Here is a 5,298-nt window from a genome sequence, read left to right as displayed (position 1 = left end):
GAGTGGGTGTTAACGCGAAAGGGCCACCCAGCGTTGGGTGGCCCTTTCGTTTAAAAGAAGTCCGGCGGTGTCCTACTCTCCCACAGGGTCCCCCCTGCAGTACCATCGGCGCTGAGAGGCTTAGCTTCCGGGTTCGGAATGTGACCGGGCGTTTCCCTCTCGCTATGGCCGCCGAAACACTATTGATGTGTATCGTCAACACACAACTAAGAATTGTGTTGTTGAGTTCCCGACCGTACATCGGGAACCACTCAGTGGACGCAAGCACCAAAAACGGTGTGTTATCAAGTCATCGGCTTATTAGTACCGGTCAGCTTCACGCATTACTGCGCTTCCACATCCGGCCTATCAACCCAGTAGTCTGGCTGGGAGCCTCTCACCCGAAGGTATGGAAGTCTCATCTTGAGGCCGGCTTCCCGCTTAGATGCTTTCAGCGGTTATCCATCCCGAACGTAGCTAACCAGCGGTGCTCCTGGCGGAACAACTGGCACACCAGAGGTTCGTCCAACCCGGTCCTCTCGTACTAGGGTCAGATCCTCTCAAACTTCCTACGCGCGCAGCGGATAGGGACCGAACTGTCTCACGACGTTCTAAACCCAGCTCGCGTACCGCTTTAATGGGCGAACAGCCCAACCCTTGGGACCTACTCCAGCCCCAGGATGCGACGAGCCGACATCGAGGTGCCAAACCATGCCGTCGATATGGACTCTTGGGCAAGATCAGCCTGTTATCCCCGAGGTACCTTTTATCCGTTGAGCGACAGCGCTTCCACAAGCCACTGCCGGATCACTAGTCCCGACTTTCGTCCCTGCTCGACCTGTCAGTCTCACAGTCAAGCTCCCTTGTGCACTTACACTCGCCACCTGATTGCCAACCAGGTTGAGGGAACCTTTGGGCGCCTCCGTTACTTTTTGGGAGGCAACCGCCCCAGTTAAACTACCCACCAGGCACTGTCCCTGAACCGGATTACGGTTCGAAGTTAGATATCCAGAGTGACCAGAGTGGTATTTCAACAACGACTCCACAAGAACTAGCGTCCCTGCTTCACAGTCTCCCACCTATCCTACACAAGCCACACCGAACACCAATACCAAGCTGTAGTAAAGGTCACGGGGTCTTTCCGTCCTGCTGCGCGTAACGAGCATCTTTACTCGTAATGCAATTTCGCCGAGTTCGCGGTTGAGACAGTTGGGAAGTCGTTACGCCATTCGTGCAGGTCGGAACTTACCCGACAAGGAATTTCGCTACCTTAGGATGGTTATAGTTACCACCGCCGTTTACTGGGGCTTAAATTCTCAGCTTCGCCTTGCGGCTAACCGGTCCTCTTAACCTTCCAGCACCGGGCAGGCGTCAGTCCGTATACATCGTCTTGCGACTTGGCACGGACCTGTGTTTTTAGTAAACAGTCGCTACCCACTAGTCTCTGCGGCCACCACACCCTTTCGGAGTAAATCCTAATAAGTGGATGGCCCCCCTTCTCCCGAAGTTACGGGGGCATTTTGCCGAGTTCCTTAACCACGATTCTCTCGATCTCCTTGGTATTCTCTACCTGACCACCTGAGTCGGTTTGGGGTACGGGCGGCTGGAACCTCGCGTCGATGCTTTTCTCGGCAGCATAGGATCACCCACTTTTTATCCGCATCGTGTCTCAGCCTATGTGAGTGACGGATTTGCCTATCACTCGGCCTACGCACTTGCACCAGGACTACCATCGCCTGGCTTGGGCTACCTTCCTGCGTCACACCTGTTAATACGCTAACCGCACCAGCATGGGGTCATGCGCTAGCTCCTCCCCTCTCACCCCGAAGGGATCGATAAGAAGGAATTCGGGCACTTAGCACCACTGGATTAGCTTGGGCGGTTCTTCGCCGGTACGGGAATATCAACCCGTTGTCCATCGACTACGCCTGTCGGCCTCGCCTTAGGTCCCGACTTACCCAGGGAAGATTAGCTTGACCCTGGAACCCTTGGTCTTTCGGAGGACGTGTTTCTCACACGTCTTTCGCTACTCATGCCTGCATTCTCACTCGTGTAGCGTCCACGGCTGGGTCACCCCGCCGCTTCACTCGCCACACGACGCTCTCCTACCCATCAACACGGCTGGACCACGAAGGCCTACCAATAATGTCAATGCCACAACTTCGGTGGCGTGCTTGAGCCCCGTTACATTGTCGGCGCGGAATCACTTGACCAGTGAGCTATTACGCACTCTTTCAAGGGTGGCTGCTTCTAAGCCAACCTCCTGGTTGTCTAAGCAACTCCACATCCTTTCCCACTTAGCACGCGCTTAGGGACCTTAGTTGGTGGTCTGGGTTGTTTCCCTCTCGACTATGAAGCTTATCCCCCACAGTCTCACTGCTGCGCTCTCACTTACCGGCATTCGGAGTTTGGCTGACGTCAGTAACCTTGTAGGGCCCATCGGCCATCCAGTAGCTCTACCTCCGGCAAGAAACACGCAACGCTGCACCTAAATGCATTTCGGAGAGAACCAGCTATCACGAAGTTTGATTGGCCTTTCACCCCTATCCACAGCTCATCCCCTCAGTTTTCAACCTAAGTGGGTTCGGTCCTCCACGACGTCTTACCGTCGCTTCAACCTGGCCATGGATAGATCACTTCGCTTCGGGTCTAGGACACGCGACTGAATCGCCCTATTCAGACTCGCTTTCGCTACGGCTACCCCACACGGGTTAACCTCGCCACGTATCGCTAACTCGCAGGCTCATTCTTCAAAAGGCACGCTGTCACCCCTACTAAGGAGGCTCCAACGGTTTGTAAGCAAACGGTTTCAGGTACTATTTCACTCCCCTCCCGGGGTACTTTTCACCTTTCCCTCACGGTACTTGTCCGCTATCGGTCATCTGGGAGTATTTAGGCTTATCAGGTGGTCCTGACAGATTCACACGGGATTTCTCGGGCCCCGTGCTACTTGGGATACTCTTCACGCCAAGAAGGGCATTTCGACTACGGGGTTCGCACCCTCTCTGACCCGCCTTTCAATGCGGTTCGTCTATACCCTCTTGTCACGCCGGCTGCTCGGCAGAACAGCCCGAAAAGTCCCACAACCCCCAACGTGCAACGCCTGCCGGCTATCACACACGCTAGGTTTAGCCTGATCCGGTTTCGCTCGCCACTACTAACGGAATCGCGGTTGCTTTCTCTTCCTGTGGGTACTGAGATGTTTCACTTCCCCACGTTCCCTCTACCCGCCCTATATATTCAGGCGGGAGTCACCAGGTCACATTGCTGCGCCAGGCGGGGTTTCCCCATTCGGAAATCCTCGGATCGAAGTGTGCTTATCCACTCCCCGAGGCTTATCGCAGATTGCTACGTCCTTCTTCGGCTCCAGATGCCAAGGCATCCACCGTTTGCTCTTAAAGACTTGAAATCACATGAGTTTGAATCGTCAATTCGAAATTGACTAATGATCTTTAAGATCATCTTTCTGAACCAACCCCGAAGGATCGGTCCAAAGATGCTCGCGTCCACTGTGTAGTTCTCAAAGTACGGGCGGTACCCTCCCCCACCACCGAACAAACGGCGCGAAGAAAGGCCCAGAGAAATCAGGCTCTCACCCGGTCCCTCAGGACCCAACAGCGTGCATGTGCCGACTCAACACCCCCCAGCGTTCCCGACCCGAAAGCCGTACTAACCAGAGAATCAATCCTCGACACCAAGTCAAATGTTCCACCCATGAGCTAACCAGCAAGACACATTCGGTCCTGATCTGGCGCCTGGACACCCCGAAGAGTGCCAGATGCTCCTTAGAAAGGAGGTGATCCAGCCGCACCTTCCGGTACGGCTACCTTGTTACGACTTAGTCCTAATTACCGATCCCACCTTCGACGGCTCCCTCCACAAGGGTTGGGCCACCGGCTTCAGGTGTTACCGACTTTCATGACTTGACGGGCGGTGTGTACAAGACCCGGGAACGTATTCACCGCAGCGTTGCTGATCTGCGATTACTAGCGACTCCGACTTCATGAGGTCGAGTTGCAGACCTCAATCCGAACTGGGACCGGCTTTTTGGGATTCGCTCCACCTCGCGGTATTGCAGCCCTTTGTACCGGCCATTGTAGCATGCGTGAAGCCCAAGACATAAGGGGCATGATGATTTGACGTCATCCCCACCTTCCTCCGAGTTGACCCCGGCAGTATCCCATGAGTTCCCACCATTACGTGCTGGCAACATAGAACGAGGGTTGCGCTCGTTGCGGGACTTAACCCAACATCTCACGACACGAGCTGACGACAACCATGCACCACCTGTTCACGAGTGTCCAAAGAGTTCTACATTTCTGCAGCGTTCTCGTGTATGTCAAGCCTTGGTAAGGTTCTTCGCGTTGCATCGAATTAATCCGCATGCTCCGCCGCTTGTGCGGGTCCCCGTCAATTCCTTTGAGTTTTAGCCTTGCGGCCGTACTCCCCAGGCGGGGAACTTAATGCGTTAGCTGCGTCACGGAATCCGTGGAATGGACCCCACAACTAGTTCCCAACGTTTACGGGGTGGACTACCAGGGTATCTAAGCCTGTTTGCTCCCCACCCTTTCGCTCCTCAGCGTCAGTTACGGCCCAGAGATCTGCCTTCGCCATCGGTGTTCCTCCTGATATCTGCGCATTCCACCGCTACACCAGGAATTCCAATCTCCCCTACCGCACTCTAGTCTGCCCGTACCCACTGCAGGCCCGAGGTTGAGCCTCGGGTTTTCACAGCAGACGCGACAAACCGCCTACGAGCTCTTTACGCCCAATAATTCCGGATAACGCTTGCGCCCTACGTATTACCGCGGCTGCTGGCACGTAGTTAGCCGGCGCTTTTTCTGCAGGTACCGTCACTCACGCTTCTTCCCTGCTAAAAGAGGTTTACAACCCGAAGGCCGTCATCCCTCACGCGGCGTTGCTGCATCAGGCTTCCGCCCATTGTGCAATATTCCCCACTGCTGCCTCCCGTAGGAGTCTGGGCCGTGTCTCAGTCCCAGTGTGGCCGGTCACCCTCTCAGGCCGGCTACCCGTCGACGCCTTGGTGAGCCATTACCTCACCAACAAGCTGATAGGCCGCGAGCCCATCCCAAACCGAAAAATCTTTCCAACCACGAAGATGCCTCCGCAGCTCATATCCAGTATTAGACACCGTTTCCAGCGCTTATCCCAGAGTTCAGGGCAGGTTGCTCACGTGTTACTCACCCGTTCGCCACTGATCCACCAAGCAAGCTTGGCTTCACCGTTCGACTTGCATGTGTTAAGCACGCCGCCAGCGTTCATCCTGAGCCAGGATCAAACTCTCCGTAAAAGAAAAAA

3 rRNA genes are annotated in these 5,298 nt (G+C 55.0%); all 3 read right to left on the bottom strand.

From position 1 onward, the window contains the following. Positions 1-59: 59 nt before the first annotated feature. Positions 60-176 (bottom strand): 5S ribosomal RNA (rrf, locus tag ABXJ56_RS15865). 104 nt (positions 177-280) lie between these two features. Then, positions 281-3,388 (bottom strand): 23S ribosomal RNA (locus tag ABXJ56_RS15860). Positions 3,389-3,768: 380 nt separating this feature from the next. Further along, positions 3,769-5,290, bottom strand: a 16S ribosomal RNA gene (locus ABXJ56_RS15855). The 16S, 23S and 5S rRNA genes sit together here, the layout of an rRNA operon. Between the last annotated feature and the right edge of the window lie 8 nt (positions 5,291-5,298).

Source organism: Microbacterium aurantiacum (assembly GCF_040532595.1).
GTDB classification, from domain to species: domain Bacteria; phylum Actinomycetota; class Actinomycetes; order Actinomycetales; family Microbacteriaceae; genus Microbacterium; species Microbacterium chocolatum_B.
Note: the sequence above shows the minus strand (reverse complement) of the source record. Positions and strands in the feature narration are given on the sequence as shown.